Source organism: Prevotella sp. E13-17 (genome assembly GCF_022024035.1).
Taxonomy (GTDB): domain Bacteria; phylum Bacteroidota; class Bacteroidia; order Bacteroidales; family Bacteroidaceae; genus Prevotella.
This window is the reverse complement of sequence record NZ_CP091787.1, coordinates 778,130-800,098: the sequence shown is the minus strand read 5'-3', so window position 1 is coordinate 800,098 and position 21,969 is coordinate 778,130. Positions and strand designations below refer to the sequence as shown.

The window sequence follows — 21,969 nt, the reverse complement described above, 5'->3', positions numbered from 1 at the left end:
CAAAAAAAACTAATAGCATGATGAAAAGATTTTATGTGTTCATGATGGCATTTCTCGCCTGCAGCATGCTCGCCATTGCTCAGGACAAGAGTGAATACCACCAGCGTGCCCTCGAAGCGGAAAGCACCAACATCGCAGCAGCACGCTCATCTTACATCAAGGCATTCCACGACTATGCCAACAAAGGACAGATCAAGGCAGGTGTTGAGTGTGGTGTCAAAGCCACATCCCTGTATTATAAAGAGAATGCCTTCAAGGAAGCCTTCGATCTGTTGCGCGACATCGATGTCGCAATCAGCAATGCCAGCGCCAACGAACAGACCAAGGCTGGCATGCGCTACCTCACCTCAAGAGAACGCATGCAGATGTATGTCAGGATGCGTCGCAGCGCTAATGCAATGGACCACATCAAAAATATGGAGGTCTATGCAGCCCGCGCCAACGACGAAAGTCTGAAAAACGACCTGCTCTACAACAAGACTATCTATTACTACACCTTCGGACAGAACGAGCTCGGCAACGCCATGTTCGCACAGATGTCGCAGAAGCTGACTGCCCAGAAGGAGTATGACAAGGTGGACGAAGCCTACAAGATGCTGATTGCCAACGGCCGTCGCAGCAACAGTGCCAACCTGGTGGCCGAATCTTATCGCAGCTATATGGTGTGGAAAGACTCTGTCAGCGCACTGAAAACAGCCGAAGAGATTGACTCTCTGAAGCAGCAGATAGCCAACAACGAAGCCTCTATCGCCGACAAAGACAGCTCGCTGTCCATGCGCATGGGCTTCATCATTGCCCTCATTGTGGTTGTCGCCGCACTGGTTGTCGCACTGGTCATCGGAGGCATCACACTGATGCGTTTTATCCTGCTCACCCGCAAGCAGAAGAAAACCATCAAACTGGCCAATGAGAACAATGCCCTGAAAGCTAAGTTCATCAGCAACATCTCGTCTCAGCTCGAACCCACACTGCGCAAGATTGACGGTCAGCAACCTGAGATTAAGGCTCTGCTCGACTTCTCGGCACACATCCAGACGCTATCAGACATTGAAAACACGATGGAAGAGAACGTAGAACTGGAGGATACTTCGCTGCCCCAATATTGCGAGGCCTTGATGGATGAGATTCGCAATAAGGTGCGCAAGGATGTGGAGTTGACCGTCAACGTGCCCAAGATGTTTGCCAACATCAACCGTCCCTACGTCTCTCATATCATCTTCCACCTGCTGAGCAATGCTGCTGAGCATACCCCAGAAGGTGGACATATCACCCTCGAATTCAAGAAGCGCAGCGTGCATAAGTTCCAGTTCCTCGTATCCAACACGGGCGAAAGTATTCCCGAAGAGCTACGCGATGAAATCTTCAAGCCCTTCCGCGAAGTCCACGACCTGACCAATGGCGACGGCCTCGGACTGCCTATCTGCAAGCAGATGGCACTGAAGATGAAGGGCGATCTGGAGATTGACCCTCAGTTTACTAAAGGCACGCGCTTCGTGCTCGACCTGTTTGCATGATTATGAAACCAACACCAATAAAAAAAGAAATTGTAGATGCGCTGATTGCCAAGATGGGCATTCAGGACTTTGCTAAAGCCACCATCCGCGAAGTGAAGCAGGTGGCAGCCACCGCCGAGAAGGAGAGCGGCGTAGAGTATATAAAAATGGAGATGGGCATTCCGGGACTGCCCGCTGCCAAGGTGGGCGTCGAAGCTCAAATCAAAGCCCTCCAGAACGGCATTGCCCACTCATATCCCGACATACAGGGCTACCCCGAGCTGAAAAAACAAGCCTCGCGCTTTGTGAAAGCCTTCATCGGTGTTGACATTGCGGCAGAGGGTTGCGTACCTGTATGTGGCTCTATGCAGGGCACCTTTGCTTCGTTCCTCACCTGTTCGCAGGCTAACAAGCAGAAAGACACCGTCTTATTTATCGACCCAGGCTTCCCTGTTCAGAAAATGCAGTTGCAGGTACAAGGCGTGAAGTACGAGACGTTCGACGTCTATGATTTCCGCGGCGACAAACTGCAGGCCAAACTCGAGAGCTATTTGGCGAAAGGCAACATCTGTGCCATTGTCTATTCCAACCCCAACAATCCCTCGTGGGTCTGTCTGACCGAGAGCGAATTGCAGACCATTGGCACACTGGCCACCAAGTATGATGCCGTCGTGATGGAAGACTTGGCCTACTTTGCCATGGACTTCCGCGAAGACTTGAGCACACCTTTCGAAGCGCCTTATCAGCCCACCGTGGCTCGTTACACAGACAACTACATGTTGCTGATCAGTGGTTCCAAGGCATTCAGCTATGCCGGGGAGCGCATCGGCGTGGTCTGCATCAGCAACAAGCTGTTCCATCGCCACTACCCTGACCTGGCTGCACGCTACGAAGGACTGCCCTTTGGTTTGGTATTCTCCACCCGTATGCTTTACGCGCTGAGTAGTGGCACTAGCCATTCGGCTCAGTATGCACTGGCCGAGATGTTTCGTGCGGCCTGCGATGGCGAGTATCATTTCCGCGACGAAGTAAAGGTCTATGGTGAGCGTGCCCACAAGCTGAAGGAGATATTCCTGCGCCATGGGTTCCATGTCGTTTACGACCGCGACCTGGACCGTCCTGTGGCCGATGGATTCTACTTTACGATTGGATACAAAGGCATGACCAGCGGCCAACTGGCCCGCGAGCTGATGTACTACGGTGTGTCTGCCATTTGTCTTGTCACCACAGGGTCATGCCAAGAAGGTCTGCGCGTATGCACTTCGTTTATCGAGGATCATCAGTATGCCCAGTTAGACGAGCGCATGAAGATATTTGCAGAAAACAACCCAGAATAAATTTCGTTAATATCCCAACAATTACAGCTATAGCTCAAAAGGTTATAGCTGTAATTGTTTAAAGAGCTTTCCTATTTCTCAACCAGAATACGGGCATCGACTGCGATAACGTCATTTTCGTCGGCCAATAGCGGGTTGATATCCATCTCTTTAATTTCAGTTGCAAAGCGAAGCAAGGTGCTGAGCCGAACGATAATCTCCGCGTATTTACGTTCGTTGATAGCCTTTTGACCTCGCGTACCTTTTAATATTTTATAGCCGCGCAGCGAGTGTATCATGGAGTAAGCCTCCTCAAAAGACAGCGGAGCCAAGCCCGACGACACATCTTTCAGCACCTCTACAAAGATGCCTCCCAGTCCACAGAGTACCACATGACCGAAACGAGGTTCATATTTGGCGCCAATAAACAATTCACGACCTTTTATCATCTTCTGTACCATCACCGACGTTGCACCTGGTATCTGCATCATGCGTTCGAATTCTGCCACTAACACCTCTTTTGAACGGATATTCAGCGCCACGCCACCCACATCACTTTTATGCACAGGACCTACGACCTTAGCCACCACAGGATAGCCGCATTTCTCCGCAAAAGACACAATCTCATCCTGACTGGGGCTCACAAATTCGGGCACCGTTGGGATACCTGCTGCCGTAAGGAGGCTGTGAACCAAGTTGGGCGCAACATATCCATTATCACTAATGCCATCAATGATTTTGCGTATCTGAGGCACATCAACCCCGTTCACCACCACATTCTGTTCAGCTGGCGCCGGTGTCTTCATGACTTGCGTCAGTGCTGTGGCCAGCGTCACCTCGTCGCAGAAGTTCACATGTCCACGTTTCAAGAACTCCTGCACTTCGGGCCCCGCCGTACTCAAGCTGGGCAGGATGGGAAAAATAGGCTTCTGGCATTCCATTATTTTCTTATGCAGTGTGTCATAGACCTCGAAAATCTTCACCAACCCGGGCGTTCCAAAGATAACCATGATAGCGTCTATATCATTCATCTTTTCGCAATAGTCTATGGCTATGCCCAAATGTTCTGCCGTACCAGTAGCCAGAATGTCGATTGGATTAGACACACTGCTGCCAGGCAGAAGTTTCGACTTCAGTTCTTCGGCGACCGGGCCACTCAATGGTGGAACGTTCATACCGCCCTTTGACAACGCATCGGTCAGCATAACACCAGGACCGCCAGCATGGGTCACAATGGCAACATTCAATGGTTGTCCCAGTGGTAACAACTTTGACTTCTCGGTTGACTTAAAAATGCAACCCACAGTGGTCAGTTCCTCCCTTGAGAAACAGCGCACGATGCCAGCCTTTCGGAACAGAGCCTCAACAGCCGAATCGCTCGAAGCAATGGCTCCCGTATGGCTGCTGGCAGCCCGACTGCCTGCCTGCGACGAACCTGCCTTGATGGCTGCGATGCGACATCCTTTCTTAATCAGCGAGGTGGCATGATACAACAGCTTGTCGGGGTCGGCTATATTCTCAATATACAACAGCTTCACCAACGAATCTCTTTCTGCATCAAAGTGTTCGTCCATATATTCCAACACACTCTCGATACCAATCTGTTTGCCATTGCCAATAGACCACACACTGTTGAACTGCAGTCCCTTGCTGACAGCACTCTCCAAGATAAACACTGCCGTAGCGCCCGAACCCGAGATAAAGTCCACCCCCTTGGGGTTGAGATGCGGAATAGGCTTGGTAAACACTGAATGATGCCAACGTGTGAGCAAGCCAATGCAGTTAGGACCTATCAGCGCGCAGTCATACTGCCTACAAGTATCCAAAATGCGTTGCTCCAACTGTGCACCCTCTGGAGTCTCTTCACTAAAGCCAGCCGAAATAATGATAAAGGCTCGCACCTGTTTCTCGCTGGCCAACAGTTCTACATAGTCAGGGCAGAACCTGGCAGCTACCACCAATATAGCCAAATCCGTAGGCGGCAACTCTCTTGGGTCATGAAAGGCCTTGATGCCCTGCACCTCGTCCTCCTTAGGGTTCACGATGCGCAATGTTCCCTCATATCCTCCGCTCAACAAATTTCGCACCACGGCGCCACCTGGCTTGTGCACATTATTGGATCCACCAATCACTACAATACTCTCTGGTTCTAGCAGTTGTTTGTTTATCATAGTCGTTTTGCATTTTGTTGCAAAAATAATACAATTTAAGAAGAAGGCAAAAAGTTTCATTACTATTTTTTGGCGAAAAGCAATAAATATTGTACTTTTGCAACACACAAACCTAAAAACATAGACATGATTTGGAATCCCAACAAAGAATGCATGAGCCGCGATGAAATGAGCGCTCTGCAAGGCAAGCGACTTCATAAGATTGTGGAGTACGTTTACCACAATGTACCTTTCTATCGTAATAAACTTCAGGCTCTGAACATCCGCCCCGACGATATTCAAACCATCGAAGATATCAAAAAGTTGCCCTTTACCACCAAACAAGATCTGCGCGACAACTATCCCTTTGGCCTGCAAGCAGCGCCACAGAGCGAAATTATCCGTGTACACGCCTCATCGGGCACCACGGGCAATCCTACTATTGTGGGGTATACGCGCAAGGATATCGGTATATGGAGCGAGACGATGGCCCGCTGTCTCACCGCCTTTGGCGTCACGCGCAACGACATATTCTCTGTGGCATACGGTTACGGCCTTTTCACCGGAGGCCTTGGTGCACATTACGGTGTAGAGCACTTGGGAGCCTCTGTCATTCCCGCAGGAACGGGCAACACCGAAAAGCACCTGAAATTGATTCGTGACCTGGGCATCACTGGTATTGCCTGCACCCCATCGTATGCACTATATTTGGCCGAGACCATGGAGAAGATGGGCATCAAGAAAGAAGATATCCGCTTGAAGATTGGTGCCTTTGGTGCTGAACCTTGGACCGAACAGATGCGACAGGAGATTGAGGCCCGTCTGGGACTGAAAGGCTACAACATCTATGGACTTAGCGAGATTATGGGCCCCAGCGTGAGCTACGAATGCGAGAAGCAACACGGCAGCCACATCAACGAAGACCACTTCTACCCCGAAATCATCGACCCCGTAACCCTCGAGCCGCTGCCCCTTGGCGAGACTGGCGAACTGGTGTTTACTACACTTACGAAAGAGGGCATGCCATTGCTGCGCTATCGCACCCGCGACCTCTGCTCGCTGCTGCCAGGCGTCTGCCAGTGTGGTCGTACCAATATCCGTATGGGACGCATAGAAGGTCGCTCGGACGACATGCTCATCATCCGTGGTATCAACGTCTTCCCCTCACAGGTAGAGAGCGTCATTCTCTCTATGCCAGAATTTGCGCCACGCTATATGTTGGTAGTAGATCGTGTGAACAACCTCGACACATTGCAGGTACAGGTAGAGTTGCGCCAGGAATACTTCACCGCCACCTTCGATACACCTGCTGCCGTTGCCGAACTTGAGAAGAAACTCAGCAACAAGTTGAAGAGTGTGCTCAGCATCGTCGCCAAAGTACAACTCAAGGCGCCCAACACCATTGAGCGCAGTCAAGGCAAGAGTGCTCACGTCATAGACAACAGAAAGTTGTAAATTCATTTATAGTTCATGGTTCTAAGTTGCACAAACTAGGACCATGAACCATAACTATTGATAATAACCAAACCAATAATGTGTAAATAACTTAGACCCCCAAACTATGAATAATAGCCCCTACTTCAATCCAGAACGCGAAACCATGACACGCCAGCAGATTGAGGCTTTCCAACTGGAACGTCTCAAAGAGACTGTACGCCACTGCATGACCAACGAGTTCTACCAAAAGAAATTCAAGGAGGCAGGCATCACGCCCGACGATATACAGTCGCTGGCCGACATCCGAAAGCTGCCCTTCACCACCAAACAAGACTTGCGCGACACCTATCCCTTTGGCATGAGCTGTGTGCCCTTGCGCGACTGTGTGCGCCTGCACTCATCCAGTGGCACTACTGGCAACCCGACCGTGATACTGCACACCAAAAAAGACCTTGATGAATGGGCCAATCAGGTGGCACGCAATCTGTGGATGGTCGGTCTGCGTCCCGACGATGTATTCCAGAACTCATCGGGCTATGGCATGTTCACGGGCGGACTGGGCTTCCAGTATGGCGCCGAGCGCCTGGGCATGCTCACAGTTCCTGCTGCTGCCGGCAACTCGCTGCGCCAGATTAAGTTCATCAAGGACTTCGGAACCACGGCAATCCATGCCGTCCCGTCATATGTAACACGCCTCTACGAGGTGATGCAGGAGCAGGGCGTTGACCCACGCCGCGACACCAAACTCAAGGTGCTGGCCATAGGTGCTGAGCCTCATAGTGAAGAACAGCGCAAGCGCATCGAGGAGATGATGGGCGTGAAGGCCTACAACTCGTTTGGCATGAGCGAGATGTGCGGACCCGGCGTTGGTTTCGAGTGTCCCGAACAGAATGGTCTGCACTTCTGGGAAGACTATTATATTGTTGAGATTGTAAATCCCGAGACGCTGGAGCCTGTAGCCGACGGAGAAATCGGAGAACTGATACTCACCACCCTGTGCCGTGAAGCAATGCCGTTGTTGCGTTACCGCACCCGCGACCTTACCCGCGTACTGGGACGCACCTGCCCATGTGGTCGCAACCACGTGCGTCTGGACCGCATGCGCGGACGCTCTGACGACATGATGGTGCTGCGCGGTGTCAACATCTTCCCCATCCAGATTGAGAAGATATTGATGCAGTTCAAGGAGCTGGGCAACAACTATCTCATCACCCTGACCACCGACGATAACAACGACAACATGACCGTCGAGGTGGAGTTAGCCGATATGTTTACCGACGACTACAGTCGTCTTCAGCAGCTCAACAAGGATATCACCCGTGCTTTGAAAGACGAGATACTGCTCACGCCACGTGTCAAACTGGTGCCCCGCGGCACACTGCCTGTCAGCGAGGGCAAGGCCGTCCGCGTGATAGATAAACGCAAGGTGTATCAGTAATACCATAAGACAACAATAAAGATACGATATAACCAAGTAAAAAAGCTAGTATTATGACAATTAACCAACTATCCATTTTCATTGAGAACCGTTCGGGTACACTCGTCAAGGTCCTCGACCTACTGAAGCAGTCAAACATTCAAATCATTGCTTCGACCATTGCCGATACGGCAGAGTACGGTATCTACCGCATCATCTGCAGCGAACCTGCCCGCGCCTACGAAGAACTGAAGAATGCAGGCGTTGCCGTTGCACTCTCGAAGGTCTTCGCCATTCAGTTGGACAACGAGCCTGGTCGTGCTGCCGATGCCGTCAAGACATTCAGCGATGCTGGTCTTGGCATCACCTACCTCTATTCTTTCCTGTTGGCAGGCAAGGGCATCTTGATTTTCCGCACCGATGATACCGACAAGGCTACAGAGGTCATCAAAGCCAACCACCTGAACTACATTTGCGAGAAAGACTTTGCTTCTATCATCTAAACAGAGATAGAACGAACATTTTATCATGGCTAGGATTCATTAAATTCTGGCCATGTTTTGTTTCATTCAGGCCCAAATTTCTTTTTGCGGTTTTGGCACTGTCAGATAATTGTACTATCTTTGCAGCGCAATATTGCAAGAAAACTGAAAAAAACGAGCTTTTTTCCCTACCCACTATGCGAAAGCAATGATGGTGGAAGCTTTTTATATTATGATCTATTGTATTTCAAAGAAAATGGACGTGGCTGGTAGCCACCAACTATCGCTGCCCTATGACAGCAAGTGTAGCCGTATGCACGGTCACAACTGGACAATCACTGTTTTCCTGGCCTCGGAAGATGTCAATGCCGAAGGCATGGTGATGGACTATTCTCACATCAAAAAAGCCATTCACGGCTATCTGGATCACGGGTATCTCAACGACCTGCTACCCTTCAACCCTACTGCCGAAAACATTGCCGCCTGGGTGGTACACCAGTTCCCCCAGTGCTATAAAGCCATCGTCGAGGAGTCGATTGGTAATGTGGCACAAGCCTACGACAATGAATTTCCCATTGATGCCCGCTACCTGCTGTAATGTATAGAGTCAACGAGATTTTCTACTCCCTACAAGGCGAAGGTCGCCACACAGGACGTGCCGCTGTGTTTGTACGATTCAGTGGCTGCAACCTGCGCTGTCCCTTCTGCGACACCGACTTCAGCAACTATCAATCGATGACAGCCGACGACATTCTCAAAGCCATCAGTCAGTGGCGGTCGTGTGGTTTTGTGGTTCTCACCGGTGGCGAGCCATCACTGCAGGTAGATGACGCACTGGTAGAAAAGCTCCATCATGCGGGTTTCTATGTAGCCATAGAGACCAATGGCACCCATGCCTTGCCACCCAGTATTGATTGGGTCACATGGTCGCCAAAAGATCTGTTTACCGACCAACCATCGTCACTACGACTCAATAAGATTAACGAGATAAAAGTTGTGTTCGACGGTCTGCACGACCCCGAGCGATATGCCTGCATAGCAAAAGAAGCCTATCTATGTCTTCAACCATGCGACACCGGCAACGACAACAAGAACCAACAGATCATCACACAATGCGTGACATACATCCAGCAACATCCACACTGGCACTTGTCACTGCAGACACACAAACTAATAAACATTCACTAAAGCCAATGGACGCAATCAACGATTTCTTTACCGTAGCCGGAACCTTCCTATGGGGATGGCCCATGATTATCCTATTATTAGGCACACACATCTTCCTTACCTTCAGACTATGCATTCCTCAACGCAAAATATTGAAAGGCATCCGCATGTCTGTATGCAAAGACAAAGGAGCCACTGGCGACGTCAGCCAGTTTGGTGCACTGGCAACAGCTATGGCTGCCACCATTGGCACAGGTAACATTGTAGGAGTCGCAACAGCGGTAGCCTTGGGAGGCCCAGGCGCTGTACTATGGTGCTGGCTGACTGGCATCTTTGGCATGGCCACCAAATATGCCGAAGGACTATTGGCTGTGAAGTATCGAGTAAAAGCAGCCGACGGTCACTACTATGGTGGACCGATGTATGCGTTGGAACGCGGTCTTGGCATGAAGTGGCTGGCCATCCTCTTTGCCACATTCACAGCTCTGGCATCGTTTGGTATCGGCTGTACGGTGCAGGCCAACTCCATTGCCTTGCTCACCAACGAGACCTTTGGCATTCCTACCTGGGTAGTAGGCATCTCCGTATGTGCACTCACTGCCTCGGTCATCCTTGGCGGTGTCAAGACCATTTCAAAGGTATGCACCTTCTTGGTTCCATTTATGGCCATACTCTATGTCGCAGGATGTATCGTCATTCTCTGCATGAACAGCCCCTTTGTGTGGCCCGCCATCCGTCTGATTGTCCTTTCCGCCTTTAACCCCGAAGCTGCAGGCAGCGGATTCGTGGGTGCTTCGGTCATGATGGCAGCACGCTATGGTATTGCCCGCGGCCTGTTCTCCAACGAGAGTGGCATGGGCTCGGCACCTATCGTTGCCGCAACTGCTCAAACACGCAACCCAGTGCGCCAAGCCCTGGTATCAAGTACCGGTACTTTTTGGGACACAGTCATCATTTGTGCCATGACAGGCATCGTACTGGTCAGCAGCATTCTGGCCTATCCCGAAATCAGCTACAATGATGGAGCAGCGCTGACCAAAGTAGCTTTTTCTAAGATTCCTTACATCGGTGCACCAGTTCTCACCTTTGGCATTATCACCTTCGCCTTCAGTACCATCCTTGGATGGAGTTACTACGGCGAAAGTGCCGTAAACTACATTGAGCGGAAAAAAGCCAATCGTTTCTATCGCATTCTTTATATTGTGATGCTGTTCTTTGGCAGCATCATCAATTTAGATATTATCTGGAACATTGCCGACTGCATGAATGCACTGATGACCATTCCTAACCTTGTGGCCCTGTTGTTGCTCAGCGGTGTGGCGGCCAAGGAGACCAAACGCTATCTATGGGAGGACAAGCTGGATGACGAAATGGAGGAAACCTATTGTCCGCCCAACAATGAGAAATAATCCAAGACAGCTTCCCAGGTTTTGAATGTATCAGAGCCAAACTCCAGACGCGTTGCCATCGAATCGCGAGTCTGCATTTTCTCGATCAGATAGTCACCATACAGCAAATGGCGCTGGTTGGTAAAGATAGTGTGCCCCCACGCCATCACATCGAAATACTCTTGCAGCCAAGCCACCATCTCGGCATATTCAGCAGGACACGACGAAGACGAAGGTGCGACAAAAAAGACCTGATACTTCTCTATCAGCTGGCGCACCGTCTTCTGGCTACTGCTCGCAGGTTTCTTATAGTCGTCCCACAGACATTCCACACCGATATATACAATAGGACGTTCACGTTTCTCCTGACGATCGTCAATCCAACGAATCACCGGCACCACCGAGTGCATGAACGACCGATCGTCCATACGATGCTCGCCATGAAAATGGATGGCATTGGGATAGTGCTGCTGAAACATATCGAAGGTGTCCACCACCTCATCGCGGTCACCAAAGAGTCCATACACACGTTGACGCTCTTCATCACTAACATTGGCAAAACGCTGTTCAGAAACAGTGCGGTACGCTTTCACCAGTGCCTTATCAACATAAAACTGGTTCACGCCATCAAGACGTGGATTCTGAAAGGTCTGAGTGCCCGTCATACCGTGAGCCTGCATCGTGTCAGCAATACACATGGCTGGATTCATGCAGATACGATCAAAACCATATAGCTGTTCCGTGTACATACCACCCATAGAAGTACCTAAAATCAGCGACGGCTGCTCGTCAGCACACAACTGCTTCAGCAACGTCATGGCTTCAAATGGGTCCACAGGCAAATCAGGAGCCACCACTTTCGTATTGGGAAACACAGTGCGCAGACGCGTCACCGTGCCCGACTGACCACTGGAACCAAATCCATGCACATATATCAGGGTCTTGCCTTCAAGCAGTTCGGGGTATTGTTTCACATAAGGGTTTTCCATATCCAATCGTTTTTATACTTGATAATTCTACGCAATTAATAACTGTATTGCAAAGGTAATAATTTTCATGAACACCACCAAAAGCCAACAACAACCGTCCCAAATGCTTGACATATATCAATTAAATAACAATCAAGCAACTTTTTTGCTCCTTTTTGTTGCAGTTTGAAACTTTTTACCCTACCTTTGCATTGTGTTTTTCATAGTATTAGATTTAAGGTTAACAAAGGTTGGGTCACAGCGGTGACCCTTTTTTTATGTTTTTTTGATATTAAAAGATTAAATATTGATACCATAAGTCTGCTTTACTTCACTCATCACGAAAGTACTCTCGATAGCACCGACATGATCTATATCGCCCAACTTGGTGAGCACAAATTCCTGATACTGTTTCATATCTCGCGCACGTACTTTTAATAAATAGTCGTAGGAGCCAGAAGTGTTGTAACACTCCGTGACTTCTGGTATGCGCTGAATGCGACGAACGAAGGCATCAGCAATCTCATGGTTAATCTGCTGCAACTTCACTTTGCAGAACACCTGTAAGCCCTGCCCCAACTTCTCGGGGTCGAGCACAGCCACATACTTCTTGATATACCCTTTTTTCTCCAGTCGTTTCTGGCGTTCAAAGACAGGAGTTGGCGTCAGATGGACGGCATCTGCCAATTCTTTGGTCGTCAGTTTTGCATTTCTTTGCAGCGTTTTCAGTATCTGCAAGTCGGTTTCGTCTAAGATTTCTGCCATCATTTAGAGTTTTATTCTGTTTGAGGTGTTCCACAAAAGCCTATTTAGAATTTTATTCTTTTTCATATGCAAAATTAGTGTTTTCTTCTGGATTTAGCAAATAATTTGGTGTATTTCTCCAAACATAGTACCTTTGCAACGTCAAAAGGACAAAAAAACAAAAGAAAACATAAACATTAACAATAAAAAGAAAGGAAAAAGATTATGGCACAGAAGAATTATCGTTTTGAGACTTTGCAACTCCACGTAGGTCAAGAACAGGCCGACCCCGCAACCGACGCTCGCGCCGTGCCCATCTATCAGACCACCTCATATGTGTTCCGTAATTCACAGCATGCCGCCGACCGTTTTGGTCTTCGCGATGCTGGCAACATCTACGGTCGTCTGACCAACTCGACACAGGGTGTGTTCGAGGATCGAGTGGCAGCCCTCGAAGGTGGTGTAGCCGGTTTGGCCGTAGCTTCTGGTGCTGCTGCCATCACCTATGCCCTGCAGAACATTGTGCAGGCTGGCGACCATATTGTAGCTGCCGACAATCTGTATGGCGGTTCTTACAACCTGATCACTCACACGCTGGCAACCCAGGGCATCAGCAATACCATTATTAATGTCAACGACCTCGACGCTCTGGAAGCCGCTATCAAACCCAACACAAAAGTAGTATATGCCGAGACGTTCGGCAACCCCAACAGCGATGTGCTCGACCTTGAAGGTGTTGCTGCCGTTGCACACAAGCATGGCATCCCCTTCATCGTTGACAACACATTCGGAACACCATACCTTATCCGTCCGCTGGAACATGGAGCCGATATTGTTGTTCATTCGGCAACCAAGTTCCTTGGCGGTCATGGCACCTCACTTGGCGGTGTGATTGTTGACGGTGGCAAGTTCGACTGGAAGGCCGCCCCCGACAAGTTCCCCACGCTGGCCAAGCCCGATCCCTCTTACCATGGCATCGTGTTTGCCGATGCTGTAGGCGCAGCTGCCTATGTGACGCGCATTCGTGCCGTCATCTTGCGCGACACCGGTGCAGCCATCTCGCCGTTCAACGCTTTCATCCTGTTGCAAGGTGTCGAGACGCTGAGCCTACGTGTGGAGCGCCATGTGGAGAATGCCCTGAAGGTTGTTGACTTCCTGGCCAACCATCCCAAGGTGGCCAAGGTGAACCACCCTGCCCTCGCCAGCCATCGTGACCATGCACTGTACAACAAATATTTCCCCAATGGTGCTGGTAGCATTTTCACTTTCGAGATCAAGGGCGGACAGGAAGAGGCATGGAAGTTCATCGATGCGCTACAGATCTTCTCATTGCTGGCTAACGTGGCAGACGTGAAGAGTCTGGTGATTCATCCCTACACCACCACCCACTCACAGTTGTCGCCCGAGGAACTGGCTGAGCAGCACATCACGCCTGCCACCATTCGTCTGAGCATTGGCACTGAGCACATCGACGACATTCTGGAAGACCTGAAACAGGCTCTCGACAAGATTTAAGTTACCCCAAAACGGGGGCGAGCACGATTTTACGAATGATGTTCATTGACATGACACATTCGTAAAATTCGTGCTATTGATGATGAGAAATCAGAAAAAAACAGTAGCTTTGCAGTCGAAAAACAAATAGATTAAACGACCATGAAGTATATCTTAGCTGACAATCAGGAGTTGACACGTTTTGCGCTGGAGAGTCTTCTCACGAAAGACAATGCGAACGTAGTGTATAAAGCCACCGACAAAGCAGGCCTTGTGGCTCTGCTCAAGGAGCACGAGTGTGCCACGGTGCTGCTCGACTACACGCTGTTCGACTTCACCGACGAAGACCAACTCCTGATTGTGGCCGAACGCTTCTCACTCTCGGAATGGATACTCATCAGCGAAGAACTGACACCACCGTTCATGCGACGTGTTATCTATTCGTCACACCAATTCAGTATTGTCTTCAAGGATGGTTCAATACATGAATTGCGCGATGCGCTGCAATCCGTCAGCCATCACCAGCGTTTCATCAGTCAACGTGCACTGGAAGCCATCATCACCCAGCAACAGGAGGAAGAAGAGCACCCCAACATACTGACAACGACAGAAACAGAAATCGTGAAGGCCATCGCCCAAGGAAAGACAACCAAGGAGATAGCCACTGAGCGCTTCTCAAGTGTCCACACCATCACCACCCACCGCAAGAACATTTTCAGGAAGTTAGGCATCAACACTGCCCACGAAGTGGTGAAATACGCCTTGCGTGCAGGACTTATTGACTCTTCTGAGTTCTATATCTAACATAACAACATTCACAAACACAATTGACAAAAAAGTTTAAACTGGTAAGGATGAAAAAACAAACAATCGCAATCAACAACCCATTTGTACGGCCAGATGTTTACGGAGCACTGGCCGTACCTGTGTATAATAATGTGGCATTCGAGTTCGACGATGCCGCCGTCATGGCCGATGCCTTCTGCAACCGCATCAAAGCGCCTGACTACGCGCGCGTGGAGAATCCCACCGTGACCAACTTCGAAGAACGCGTAAAAGCGCTGACGGGTGCTGCCCACGTGACGGCTTTCAACTCGGGCATGGCTGCCATCAGTAATACGCTATTGGCCGTTGCCGAACAAAACAGGAACATCGTCTCGTCACACCATCTGTTTGGCAACACGCTGGCACTTCTCACCAACACCCTGAAGCGCTTTGGCGTTGAGGCACGACTGCGCAACCTCACCAATCTGGAGGCGGTGGCCGATGCCATCGACGAGCAGACCACTGCTGTATTCCTTGAGGTGGTCACCAATCCTCAACTGGAAGTAGCCGACCTGAAGGCCATTGCAGAGATTGCCCACCAAAAGGGTGTTCCCGTGATAGCCGACTCAACGGTGATCCCGTTCACCGAGACACACCTGAAAGCGTTGGGCATCGACATCGAAGTGGTGTCGAGCACAAAGTATCTCTCGGGTGGCGGCACATCGCTGGGCGGACTGGTCATCGACTATGGCACTTTCCCCGACATCAACAAGCGGGTGAAGTATGACCTGCTCTTCAACCTGGGTGCTTACATGACACCGCAGGCAGCCTACATGCAGACGCTCGGTCTGGAGACGCTCGATGTGCGCTATCAGCGTCAGGCCAGCAACGCCTTGTGGTTGGCACAGGAGCTGAGCCGCGTGGTGAAGGTCAACTATGTAGGGTTGGAGAGCAATCCCTATCATGCTCTTGCCCAACAGCAGTTTGGCAAGACGGCCGGCGCTATGCTCACCATCGACCTCGAATCGAAGGAAGCCTGTTTCCGTTTCTTGAACCGTCTGCGTCTGGTGCATCGTGCCACCAACCTGTTTGACAGCCGCACATTGGCCATCCACCCAGCCTCAACCATCTTCGGCAACTTCTCTGAAGAGCAACTGAAGGAGATGGACGTTCGGCAGACGACCATCCGCCTATCGGTAGGACTGGAAGACCGTGAGGATATTTTGGCAGACATCAAGCAGGCGCTGGAGAGAGAGATGAAAGATGAGAGATGAAAGATATGATTCGTTTTTTTATGAATATAAAGTACAACTTCGATAAAATCATTGACCGCTCGGGCAGTGGCGACTTGAAGCACGGTGTGCTGAAGGAGCGATATGGTCGCGACGACCTGCTGCCACTATGGGTGGCCGACATGGACTTTGAGACACCTGCATTTATCACCGATGCCTTGCGCCGCCGTCTGGACCACTCGCTGTTTGGCTACACCGTGGTGCCCAATGAGTTGTGGACCACCATCATACAGTGGATTCAGGAACACCACGAGTGGCACGTAGAACGCCCATGGCTCACCTACATACCGGGCATTGTGAAAGGCATTGGCATGGCCATCAATGTGTTTGTAAAGCAGGATGAGAAGGTGATTATCCAGACACCCGTCTATCATCCATTCCGACTGACGCCCGAAGGCAATGGCAGAAAGGTGGTTTACAATCCGCTGAAAGAGGTTAACGGCACCTATGAGATGGACTTCGAGCAACTGGCCGAGGTGGCCGACGATAAGTGTCGTTTGCTGATTCTGAGCAACCCTCACAATCCTGCAGGCATCTGTTGGTCAAAGGAAACCCTGCAACGCTTGGCACACTTCTGCTACGAACGCCACATCATCGTCATCAGCGACGAGATTCATTCTGACATGGCACTCTTTGGCCATCAGCATGTGCCCTTCGCTTCGGTGAGCGACGAAGCTGCCCAGATCAGCATCACCTTTGGTGCGCCATCGAAGACTTTCAACATTGCCGGCATCGTCAGCAGCTATGCCATTGTGCCCAACGACACCTTGCGTCGCCGGTTCTACACCTGGCTCGATGCCAACGAGCTGAACGACCCACCCCTCTTTGCGCCCATCGCCACCATTGCAGCCTTTCAGCAGGGAGAAGAATGGCGCCGTCAGATGCTGAGTTACCTGGAAGGCAACATCCAGTTTGTGGAAGACTTCTGTCGTGATCACCTGCCACAGATTAAACCCTGGCGCCCACAGGCATCGTTTTTAGTGTGGCTCGACTGTCGTGCACTGGGACTCAGTCACGAGGCCCTCGTTGACCTCTTCGTCAACCGTGCCCACCTGGCCCTGAACGACGGTGCCATGTTTGGCGAAAACGGCAACGGCTTTATGCGCCTCAACATAGGGACACCTCGTCAACTGCTTCATCGCGCACTAAAGCAGTTGAGAGATGCTTGCACCACATAGCACATAACCACCCAAGAAGGGTCGTCTTGACTTCCAACACTCCCCCTTTTATCATCCAAGACCTACACTTTGCCCATGCAAAAGCGTAGGTCTTGTTTTGATTCTAGGGGATAGAATATCAACGTCTAGGGGCTAGACAGCACGAATCTAGGGGCTAGACAGATACAATCTAGCCCCTAGAATCATCCATTCCAGGGGCTAGATTCGACTCAAAACAATAACTATTGCATCGCAAACCAATAACTATTGCGAGATAAAAGCCCTACTATTACTCACAAAAAGTTCCGCTTTTATTTTGTTTTATCCCCACTTCTTCGTATCTTTGCAATTAAGTATCGGCGCGAAGCCTCAGTGGAGGTGCCGGTATGACTTTTGAGGAAATATAAACAAGCGTTTGCTTTGTTCGGTACACTTCTGAATCTACCACATTCAAACAAGTACAAAAACCGAAGAATAAGTTGCAAGCGTCTGTGCGTTAAGCATGGGCGTGACTTATCTGGTTTTTGAGGCTTGTGGTAGAGCCTGGAAGTGTGGATGGGAATCGTTCATGCTTTCTTTGTGCTTTAACACAACCTCTCCGAAGATAAGCAATACGCATAATGCTTAGCGTATGGCTAATAAAAACCTAAATGCTGCCAAAACAGCAAAAAAAGACGAGTTCTATACGCAATTAACAGACATTGAGCGAGAGTTGCAGCACTACTGGCAGCACTTTCGTGATAAGGTTGTGCTGTGCAATTGCGATGACCCTTATGAGAGTAACTTCTTTAAGTATTTTGCTTTGAGATTCAATCAGCTGGGCTTGAAGAAGTTAATCTGTACGTGTTATAATGGTTCGCCAATACAAGGCAATGAACTGATGATTGACTTTGGCGACTTTACTGAGGAACCAAAGAAAATTGCCTATAAAGTTGAGATTACTGAAGTCAAGGACTTGAATGGCGATGGAGCTGTTGACCTCAGCGATGTTCAATACTTGCTGAAGAACGACAAGAATGTTATAGGTACATTAAAGACTGGGGACTTTCGTGACCCAGAGTGCATAGAGCTGTTGAAGCAGGCGGATATCGTTGTGACAAATCCTCCTTTTTCCTTATTTAGAGAATATATTAGTCAACTAATGGAGTATAAGAAGAAATTCTTGATTATTGGCAATCAGAATGCTATTACATACAAAGAAATATACCCACTTATATTGAATAATGAATTATGGATGGGATATCATTCTGGACATACATGGTTTGCTGTCCCTGATGATTATGAGATACCAGATTTCTATGATTTGAATGATACCAAACGACTTCGATCAAATGGTTATGCATATAGAGATGGACGCTTATGGCGGAATCTTGGTAATATCTGTTGGTTTACTAATCTCGACCATCAGAAGCGACATGAGGAGATAGACTTGATATGTCGTTATTCTCATGAAGAATATCCATACTATGAAAACTATGATGCAATAGAAGTCAATAAGGCCACAAACATTCCATACGATTATGAGGGTAAAATGGGAGTTCCTGTTACATTTCTTGAAAAGTACAATCCTGAACAATTTGAAATAATAGGAATTAGCCTCGTTCTTGGGACAACAAAACCAAAAGACTTGCCAAAGTCAAAACAAGGAGGCCCAGCTTTCTATATCAAAAGGAATGGAGAATATCAACGTCTCTTTGCACGAATTGTAATCCGCAACAAACACCCTCAAAAGATATGATGACAATCAAGCAGATAGAAGTAACAGTTGGCGATATTGTCAAAGGTTACGTTAACAACGACGAACAAGGCGTTCGTGGGTATGATGGTAAGTTGGATATCCGTCCGCCTTATCAGCGTGAGTTCATCTATAATGAAAAGGAGCAGCAAGCTGTGATAACAACTGTTCTTCATGGATATCCACTAAACGTGATGTATTGGGTTAAGCGGAGTGACGATGCCGATTGTCCTTACGAGGTGATGGATGGTCAGCAACGCACATTGTCGCTCTGTGAATATGTAGATGGTAAGTTCTCGTATGACTTCAAGAACTTCTTCAATCAGCCGGCAGATATCCAGCGACGCATTCTTGACTATAAGTTGACTGTATACGTTTGCGAAGGTGAGCCATCAGAAAAGTTGGAGTGGTTTAAGACTATCAATATCGCTGGCAAACCCCTGAATGAACAGGAAATCAATAACGCCATTTATGCAGGTCCATTTGTGAACGATGCTAAACGACATTTCTCAAAGTCAAATTGTGGTGCTTATCGCTTAGGCAAGGACTTAGTAAATGGAACACCTATCCGCCAAGACTTCCTTCATAAAGCTTTAGAATGGATGGCTGACCACGAGACTCGTCTGGGACATCGCCAAACTGTAGTTGGTTATATGGCCCAACATCAGCACGCCCCCAATGCAAATAATCTGTGGTCATATTTCCAAACGGTACTCAATTGGGCTATCACGAACTTTGATATGAAGAAGTTTAAGAAAATCATGAAGGGGTTGGACTGGGCAGAGCTATATGATAAGTATGGTTCAGAAACACTTGATACGGTTGCTCTTAGACAACGAATTTCTGCCTTGATGCGCGACAGCGAAATTCAGAAACAAGCTGGTATTATCCCATACGTATTGACTGGTGATGAGCATTATCTGGATCTTCGCGCCTTCCCAGAGGATATTAAACTGGCTGTATGGGAAAAGCAAAACCACATCTGTCCTATCTGTGGTAAGGAGTTCGACTATGAATTTATGGAAGGCGACCATATCACTCCATGGCGCGATGGAGGCAGAACAGTAGTAGAGAACTGCCAGATGCTTTGCAGAGAGTGTAATAGAAGAAAAGGGGCGAAATAAAAAATATGAAACGAATAGTTATCTCTATCATTGGCGCTTTGTTGTTTGTTAGTTCTATATCAGCTAAGACAACATACATTCCGATATATAGGTCATATATCCATATAGTGAATGGAACAGACACATCAGCTGTTTCTAATAATCTGATGGATTTGGAAACTGCAGATGATAATGGTATGTTCAAGATATATATAGGACACGAGGATGTTTCGAAGGAAAAAGTAAAAGGATAAATCAGCGGGACAGGCGTATGATTTCTTGACTAGTGAGAGAAATTATAAGGTCTGTCCCGCTGAATTCCACTGATTCCTTGGAAGGTATAAATGTATTCTAATTCAAAAGCGGATTAGGCTTGATAAATGATATTTGTGGTAAGTGACCTTACACCTCCGTTTCGCAATTCTGGCGTGTTAATGCGAATGTCGCAATCTACAACGAAAATGGCACCCGTTGCTGAACGGATAATATTCTCATCATGCATATCACTCAAATAGATGTCAGGTGTGGCATAGGTCCAATTACGAGGATTCTTTAATTCGAATCCCATTTGTTTCATATAATCTGCAATTTCGGCATCACAGACAGGCTGGCCATTGATAAACGGCTGTTCAACAATCACTTTGAACTCATCGTTTTTATCGAGTACACAAAGGAACCGTCCCTTTTGTGTTCTTTTTATCTAAAAAACAATCTTTATTCCATTTTTATTGCGTACTTTTGCAGGTCAATCATTGTTCCATTTTATGGAAAAGAAAATATTTAGGAACGAAAGAAGCAGGGAGTGGTCGATGCAGCAGGACAAGGTAGCATCGATGAAACGTCGCTGCGAATATAATGACTACACTGACCGTGGCATCTATATGATAACCATTGCCACAGAAGGCAGAAGACCTTTGTTAGGGACGTTGATTGGAAAGGCGGAAGTAACAGAGGGGGCTGAGCGCCCCAATGTGGTACTGTCGTCCTTGGGAGAAAAGGTGAAGGAATGCTGGATGAATATTCCCCGCTTTTATCCAAAAGTTGAGGTGATGAAGCTATGCATTATGCCAGACCATATTCATGGTGTTCTCTTTGTGCACGAAAGAATGGAGTATCATCTAGGCATGGTTATTAAGGGCTTTAAGGCTGGCACGCATAAGGCTGCAAGGGAACTGGGGGTGATGACGGCGACGATGTCGCTGTGTACTAAAACAGAGACAATGAATGCCGGAGAAAGCGGAAAGTCGGTTCTGTACACAGCAACAACGTTGCCGTCTTCCAATAGCAAGAAGGGGACACTTTGGGAGCAAGGATATCATGACCGCTTGCTGCGCCACGAGGGACAGCTGAACCGTATGTTGGCCTATCTTGAAGACAACCCTCGCCGTTTGTTGTTAAAGCGTGACCATCCTGGGTTATTCAAACCATTGGGGAAAATAATGGTTGCAGGAATACCGATGGATGCGATGGGAAACATTAGGTTACTTGATGCCGCAGTCAAATTGCAAGTGCAATGCTCCCGACATCTCTACCCTCAGGAAATAGAACAGCAAAAACAAAGGTTCTTAAAGGAAGGACAAGAAGGGGCTGTCATTGTGTCTCCCTGTATCAGTCCGGGAGAACGTCAGATATCCTCTGCATGTCTGGAAAACGGGATACCTCTTATCGTGCTATTATTAAAAGGATTCCCTCCTTTCTTTAAACCAGATCCACGCTATCTCATGGCCTGTGCAGAAGGTAGGCTACTCATGCTTTCGCCCTATCCTTGGCAAAATGAACAGCTGAGAAATATGCGTGCCCGCTGCTTGGAACTTAATAACATTGCTGCTAAGATATGCCAATAAGTATAAGATTATAGTAA

General features: G+C 48.5%; 20 protein-coding genes. 16 read left to right on the top strand and 4 right to left on the bottom strand.

What is annotated here, in order from left to right:
* Nucleotides 1-17 precede the first annotated feature (17 nt).
* Both L6472_RS02900 and L6472_RS02895 read left to right on the top strand, forming a co-directional pair.
* Complete coding sequence (locus L6472_RS02900) at nucleotides 18-1,514, top strand: HAMP domain-containing sensor histidine kinase (RefSeq protein ID WP_237807026.1); 1,497 nt, start codon at nucleotides 18-20, stop codon at nucleotides 1,512-1,514.
* 2 nt (nucleotides 1,515-1,516) lie between these two features.
* Entirely contained in the window at nucleotides 1,517-2,830 is a 1,314-nt protein-coding gene (locus L6472_RS02895; RefSeq protein ID WP_237807023.1) for a pyridoxal phosphate-dependent aminotransferase, read from the top strand.
* Nucleotides 2,831-2,901: 71 nt separating this feature from the next.
* Here the strand turns inward: L6472_RS02895 and L6472_RS02890 are convergent, their stop codons facing one another.
* A complete protein-coding gene (locus L6472_RS02890; RefSeq protein ID WP_237807021.1) occupies nucleotides 2,902-4,980 on the bottom strand; it encodes an acetate--CoA ligase family protein in 2,079 nt (692 codons plus the stop codon).
* Between the two features lie 126 nt (nucleotides 4,981-5,106).
* Here L6472_RS02890 and L6472_RS02885 point away from each other — a divergent pair, with 126 nt between their 5' ends.
* The 6 genes from L6472_RS02885 (at nucleotide 5,107) to L6472_RS02860 (ending at nucleotide 10,871) form a co-directional block, all read left to right on the top strand.
* Nucleotides 5,107-6,414 (top strand): phenylacetate--CoA ligase family protein, encoded by a 1,308-nt coding sequence (locus L6472_RS02885; protein ID WP_237807019.1) that lies wholly within the window; start codon nucleotides 5,107-5,109, stop codon nucleotides 6,412-6,414.
* Between the two features lie 106 nt (nucleotides 6,415-6,520).
* On the top strand, nucleotides 6,521-7,834 hold the full coding sequence (locus tag L6472_RS02880) for a phenylacetate--CoA ligase family protein (protein ID WP_237807017.1): 1,314 nt from the start codon (nucleotides 6,521-6,523) through the stop codon (nucleotides 7,832-7,834).
* 53 nt (nucleotides 7,835-7,887) lie between these two features.
* A complete protein-coding gene (locus L6472_RS02875; protein WP_237807015.1) occupies nucleotides 7,888-8,316 on the top strand; it encodes an amino acid-binding protein in 429 nt (142 codons plus the stop codon).
* 214 nt (nucleotides 8,317-8,530) lie between these two features.
* A complete protein-coding gene (locus tag L6472_RS02870; protein ID WP_237807956.1) occupies nucleotides 8,531-8,893 on the top strand; it encodes a 6-carboxytetrahydropterin synthase in 363 nt (120 codons plus the stop codon).
* Nucleotides 8,893-9,483 (top strand): 7-carboxy-7-deazaguanine synthase QueE, encoded by a 591-nt coding sequence (locus L6472_RS02865; RefSeq protein ID WP_237807013.1) that lies wholly within the window; start codon nucleotides 8,893-8,895, stop codon nucleotides 9,481-9,483. Before L6472_RS02870 ends, L6472_RS02865 begins: the two co-directional genes overlap by 1 nt.
* Nucleotides 9,484-9,488: 5 nt before the next feature.
* The gene (locus L6472_RS02860) at nucleotides 9,489-10,871 is read left to right on the top strand and encodes a sodium:alanine symporter family protein (protein ID WP_237807011.1); all 1,383 of its coding nucleotides are present in this window, start codon (nucleotides 9,489-9,491) and stop codon (nucleotides 10,869-10,871) included.
* Here L6472_RS02860 and L6472_RS02855 read toward each other — a convergent pair.
* The gene (locus tag L6472_RS02855) at nucleotides 10,844-11,839 is read right to left on the bottom strand and encodes a YqiA/YcfP family alpha/beta fold hydrolase (RefSeq protein ID WP_237807009.1); all 996 of its coding nucleotides are present in this window, start codon (nucleotides 11,837-11,839) and stop codon (nucleotides 10,844-10,846) included. The genes L6472_RS02860 and L6472_RS02855 overlap by 28 nt on opposite strands.
* 279 nt (nucleotides 11,840-12,118) lie before the next feature.
* Nucleotides 12,119-12,586, bottom strand: a complete 468-nt coding sequence (locus L6472_RS02850; protein WP_370640870.1) for an Lrp/AsnC family transcriptional regulator — start codon at nucleotides 12,584-12,586, stop codon at nucleotides 12,119-12,121.
* Between the two features lie 201 nt (nucleotides 12,587-12,787).
* Here L6472_RS02850 and L6472_RS02845 point away from each other — a divergent pair, with 201 nt between their 5' ends.
* From L6472_RS02845 to L6472_RS02815, 7 genes are all read left to right on the top strand, one after another.
* Nucleotides 12,788-14,077, top strand: coding sequence for an O-acetylhomoserine aminocarboxypropyltransferase/cysteine synthase family protein (locus L6472_RS02845; protein WP_237807007.1), 1,290 nt, complete (start codon nucleotides 12,788-12,790; stop codon nucleotides 14,075-14,077).
* A 141-nt stretch (nucleotides 14,078-14,218) separates the two neighbouring features.
* Nucleotides 14,219-14,860, top strand: coding sequence for a response regulator transcription factor (locus L6472_RS02840; RefSeq protein WP_237807005.1), 642 nt, complete (start codon nucleotides 14,219-14,221; stop codon nucleotides 14,858-14,860).
* A 50-nt stretch (nucleotides 14,861-14,910) separates the two neighbouring features.
* The gene (locus tag L6472_RS02835) at nucleotides 14,911-16,095 is read left to right on the top strand and encodes a PLP-dependent aspartate aminotransferase family protein (RefSeq protein ID WP_237807002.1); all 1,185 of its coding nucleotides are present in this window, start codon (nucleotides 14,911-14,913) and stop codon (nucleotides 16,093-16,095) included.
* A gap of 5 nt (nucleotides 16,096-16,100) precedes the next feature.
* Nucleotides 16,101-17,291 carry a MalY/PatB family protein gene (locus tag L6472_RS02830; RefSeq protein WP_370640869.1) on the top strand — a complete coding sequence of 397 codons (1,191 nt, stop codon included), beginning with the start codon at nucleotides 16,101-16,103 and terminating at the stop codon, nucleotides 17,289-17,291.
* A gap of 610 nt (nucleotides 17,292-17,901) precedes the next feature.
* Complete coding sequence (locus L6472_RS02825; protein WP_237807000.1) at nucleotides 17,902-19,008, top strand: adenine-specific methyltransferase EcoRI family protein; 1,107 nt, start codon at nucleotides 17,902-17,904, stop codon at nucleotides 19,006-19,008.
* Entirely contained in the window at nucleotides 19,005-20,129 is a 1,125-nt protein-coding gene (locus tag L6472_RS02820; protein ID WP_237806998.1) for a DUF262 domain-containing protein, read from the top strand. Before L6472_RS02825 ends, L6472_RS02820 begins: the two co-directional genes overlap by 4 nt.
* A gap of 5 nt (nucleotides 20,130-20,134) precedes the next feature.
* Entirely contained in the window at nucleotides 20,135-20,362 is a 228-nt protein-coding gene (locus tag L6472_RS02815; RefSeq protein ID WP_237806995.1) for a hypothetical protein, read from the top strand.
* Nucleotides 20,363-20,475: 113 nt separating this feature from the next.
* On the opposite strand, the gene L6472_RS02810 is transcribed toward L6472_RS02815, so the two are convergent.
* Nucleotides 20,476-20,808 carry a hypothetical protein gene (locus tag L6472_RS02810; RefSeq protein WP_255777124.1) on the bottom strand — a complete coding sequence of 111 codons (333 nt, stop codon included), beginning with the start codon at nucleotides 20,806-20,808 and terminating at the stop codon, nucleotides 20,476-20,478.
* A gap of 64 nt (nucleotides 20,809-20,872) precedes the next feature.
* On the opposite strand from L6472_RS02810, the gene L6472_RS02805 reads away from it, so the two are divergent.
* A complete protein-coding gene (locus L6472_RS02805) occupies nucleotides 20,873-21,952 on the top strand; it encodes a transposase (protein ID WP_237806991.1) in 1,080 nt (359 codons plus the stop codon).
* The last annotated feature ends 17 nt before the right edge of the window (nucleotides 21,953-21,969 follow it).

Bases quoted from the DNA above. Each gene is read 5' to 3' on its own strand.
- L6472_RS02805 (WP_237806991.1), top strand. From the start codon at position 20,873: ATGGAAAAGAAAATATTTAGGAACGAAAGAAGCAGGGAGTGGTCGATG.
- L6472_RS02815 (WP_237806995.1), top strand. From the start codon at position 20,135: ATGAAACGAATAGTTATCTCTATCATTGGCGCTTTGTTGTTTGTTAGT.
- L6472_RS02835 (WP_237807002.1), top strand. From the start codon at position 14,911: ATGAAAAAACAAACAATCGCAATCAACAACCCATTTGTACGGCCAGAT.
- L6472_RS02880 (WP_237807017.1), top strand. From the start codon at position 6,521: ATGAATAATAGCCCCTACTTCAATCCAGAACGCGAAACCATGACACGC.
- L6472_RS02860 (WP_237807011.1), top strand. From the start codon at position 9,489: ATGGACGCAATCAACGATTTCTTTACCGTAGCCGGAACCTTCCTATGG.
- L6472_RS02830 (WP_370640869.1), top strand. From the start codon at position 16,101: ATGATTCGTTTTTTTATGAATATAAAGTACAACTTCGATAAAATCATT.
- L6472_RS02840 (WP_237807005.1), top strand. From the start codon at position 14,219: ATGAAGTATATCTTAGCTGACAATCAGGAGTTGACACGTTTTGCGCTG.
- L6472_RS02890 (WP_237807021.1), bottom strand. From the start codon at position 4,980: ATGATAAACAAACAACTGCTAGAACCAGAGAGTATTGTAGTGATTGGT.
- L6472_RS02885 (WP_237807019.1), top strand. From the start codon at position 5,107: ATGATTTGGAATCCCAACAAAGAATGCATGAGCCGCGATGAAATGAGC.
- L6472_RS02845 (WP_237807007.1), top strand. From the start codon at position 12,788: ATGGCACAGAAGAATTATCGTTTTGAGACTTTGCAACTCCACGTAGGT.
- L6472_RS02900 (WP_237807026.1), top strand. From the start codon at position 18: ATGATGAAAAGATTTTATGTGTTCATGATGGCATTTCTCGCCTGCAGC.
- L6472_RS02850 (WP_370640870.1), bottom strand. From the start codon at position 12,586: ATGATGGCAGAAATCTTAGACGAAACCGACTTGCAGATACTGAAAACG.
- L6472_RS02895 (WP_237807023.1), top strand. From the start codon at position 1,517: ATGAAACCAACACCAATAAAAAAAGAAATTGTAGATGCGCTGATTGCC.
- L6472_RS02875 (WP_237807015.1), top strand. From the start codon at position 7,888: ATGACAATTAACCAACTATCCATTTTCATTGAGAACCGTTCGGGTACA.
- L6472_RS02825 (WP_237807000.1), top strand. From the start codon at position 17,902: ATGGCTAATAAAAACCTAAATGCTGCCAAAACAGCAAAAAAAGACGAG.
- L6472_RS02865 (WP_237807013.1), top strand. From the start codon at position 8,893: ATGTATAGAGTCAACGAGATTTTCTACTCCCTACAAGGCGAAGGTCGC.
- L6472_RS02820 (WP_237806998.1), top strand. From the start codon at position 19,005: ATGATGACAATCAAGCAGATAGAAGTAACAGTTGGCGATATTGTCAAA.
- L6472_RS02855 (WP_237807009.1), bottom strand. From the start codon at position 11,839: ATGGAAAACCCTTATGTGAAACAATACCCCGAACTGCTTGAAGGCAAG.